Origin of the sequence: Hoylesella shahii (genome assembly GCF_937990675.1) — a bacterium.
GTDB lineage: Bacteria > Bacteroidota > Bacteroidia > Bacteroidales > Bacteroidaceae > Prevotella > Prevotella shahii.
In genome coordinates this window covers 1-2649 of record NZ_CALKQY010000036.1, presented here as the reverse complement: position 1 = coordinate 2649, position 2649 = coordinate 1, and the positions used below count along the sequence as shown (strand labels likewise).

At 49.2% G+C, this 2649-nt stretch carries 1 protein-coding gene; it reads left to right on the top strand.

Going from position 1 to position 2649, the window contains the following annotated elements; genetic code table 11:
* Nucleotides 1–3 precede the first annotated feature (3 nt).
* A complete protein-coding gene (locus tag QME03_RS05640) occupies nucleotides 4–2043 on the top strand; it encodes a glycoside hydrolase family 97 protein (RefSeq protein WP_281723743.1) in 2040 nt (679 codons plus the stop codon).
* The last annotated feature ends 606 nt before the right edge of the window (nucleotides 2044–2649 follow it).

Sequence of the window (2649 nt, the reverse complement as noted above, 5' to 3'; positions counted from 1 at the left end):
GCCATGGCCCAACAGGTTTCTTCGCCCAATGGCGATGTAAAGGTTACGTTCAATCTTGACAACTCCACACCCAACTACGCGGTTTCTTTTCGTGGTAAGGCTGTTGTTAAACCCTCTAGACTGGGACTTGCCTTGGCCAAAGGGGGCGATTTGCTCGATGGATTCACCCTTTTGGGTGAAGAACGAGGCGCTGCCGACGAGACCTGGACGCCTGTTTGGGGCGAAAACCGAACCATCAGAAACCACTATAACGAACTGCTGGTGCGCTTGGAACAGAAATCCACTCAGCGCCGACTCAATATCCGATTCCGCGTTTACGACGATGGCATGGGCTTGCGCTACGAGTTTCCGCAAGAAGGCAAACTCAATTATTTTGTGGTGAGCGACGAACGCACTGAGTTTGCTATGGACGGAGACCACACAGCATGGTGGATTCCGGGCGACTACGACACGCAAGAGTACGAATACACACAATCTAAACTGAGCGAAGTGAGACAACGCATGAAGGAGGCAATTACCAATAATATGTCGCAAACCACTTTCTCGCCCACTGGTGTGCAAACGTCGCTGATGATGAAAACAGATAACGGACTGTATATCAACTTGCACGAGGCGGCATTGGTGAACTATCCAGCCATGAATCTCAACCTCGACGATAGCAAAATGGTGTTCACCTCGTGGCTCACGCCCGATGCTAAGGGGGCTAAAGCCTATCTGCATACGCCTTGCGTCACACCATGGCGCACCGTGCTGGTTACCGACGACGCACGAAAGGTGCTCGCCTCTAACCTCATTCTCAATCTTAACGAACCCTGCAAATACACCGATACCTCGTGGATACGCCCTGTTAAGTATGTTGGAGTGTGGTGGGAGATGATTTCGGGTAAGTCCGACTGGGCTTATACGCAGCAATTCCCCTCGGTGATACTTGGCGAAACCGATTATACCAAGGCCCAACCATCTGGCCGACACGCGGCCAACAACGCCAATGTGCGCCGATATATCGACTTCGCTGCCGAACATGGGTTCGACCAAGTGCTGGTTGAAGGATGGAATATTGGTTGGGAAGACTGGGCCGGAAATCTTAAAGAGAAGGTGTTCGACTTCCAAACGCCTTATCCCGACTTCGATATTAAGGCGCTAAACGAATATGCACACGCCAAAAATGTGCGACTGATGATGCACCACGAAACTTCTTCGTCGGTGATGAACTACGAACGATACATGGACCGCGCCTACAAACTGATGAACCTTTACGGATACAACGCCGTGAAAAGTGGTTATGTTGGCGATATCATCCCTCGTGGCGAACACCACTACGGACAAGTGATGGTGAACCACTACTTGGAAGCTGTGAAACGTGCTGCCGACTATAAAATTATGGTTAACGCGCACGAAGCTGTGCGCCCCACGGGGTTGTGTCGCACTTACCCCAACCTCATTGGCAACGAGAGTGCTCGTGGCACCGAGTATCAAGCCTTTGGAGGTAGCAAACCTGGGCATACGGCCATCTTGCCCTTCACTCGTTTGCAGGGCGGACCAATGGATTACACACCGGGTATCTTCGAAATGGACTGCGCCAATGGCTCGCACGTCAATTCCACCATCTGCGGACAGCTCGCTCTCTATGTCACAATGTACAGTCCGTTGCAGATGGCAGCCGATTTTCCAGAGAACTATCTCAAACATCCCGACGCTTTCCTGTTTATCAAAGACGTGGCCGTGGACTGGGATCGCACCCTTTATCTAGAAGCCGAACCCATGGCATACATCACAGCGGCACGCAAAGCCAAAGGCAGCGATAAATGGTTTGTGGGCTGTGTAGCGGGCAATACGCCCCATAAGTCGCAACTGTCGCTATCGTTCCTCGACAAGGGACGTAAGTACGAAGCCACTATTTACACCGATGCACCCAATGCCGACTATCGTAGCAACCCCAAAGCCTATCGCATAGAGCGCCGAACGGTTACCTCAAGCACCCGTCTTACGCTCACGGCTGTGGCTGGTGGTGGCTATGCCATATCCATCGTGCCTAAACAATAAGGGCATTAAAGCCTCTTACTACCAAACAACTGGGGGTTAAACACCCATGCTGAACAACGATTAAGGGTTAAGGCTGGCAACATAACAACGCCATCCTTAACCCTTAATCGTAATTGAGCCCTTTGGCCAAAACAACAACCAACGTTTTCAACGCCCCCTTTCTTGTTTCACCTGTAGATAGTGTTGGAAACATTTTACAAAAGGCAAATTATTCACCTCTCATTCTAGCGAAAAATGAAGCCTAAAACCATGCATTTAGCCCTTAATTTTGCCTAAAAGCATTTTGTTTTTACATCCTTTTCGAGCACTTCGTCTGCGTTTTGCACCATTTAGCCTTTCTAGATTGAGGCAAGCTCACAAATTTACATCGCCCCAAAACCAGCTTTTAGAACCTAAAAACCTACTTTTTAGACACATTTTTGCACAGAAAAGTCTTGTTTTCCACTGTTATTAAATGCATAAAGCCATCATGCGGTGCGCAAAATTATGCAACACCACTTGCATTTTTCAGCATTTCACCTTGCATTTAGCACCATTTCACTTTGCGTTTAGCACCATTTCACCCTGCGTTTAGCACCATTTTACCTTGCGTTTTGCAGCAAAACG

What these genes read in the sequence shown, in the direction of transcription:
- QME03_RS05640 (WP_281723743.1), top strand. Translation starts at nt 4, where the DNA reads ATGGCCCAACAGGTTTCTTCGCCCAATGGCGATGTAAAGGTTACGTTC.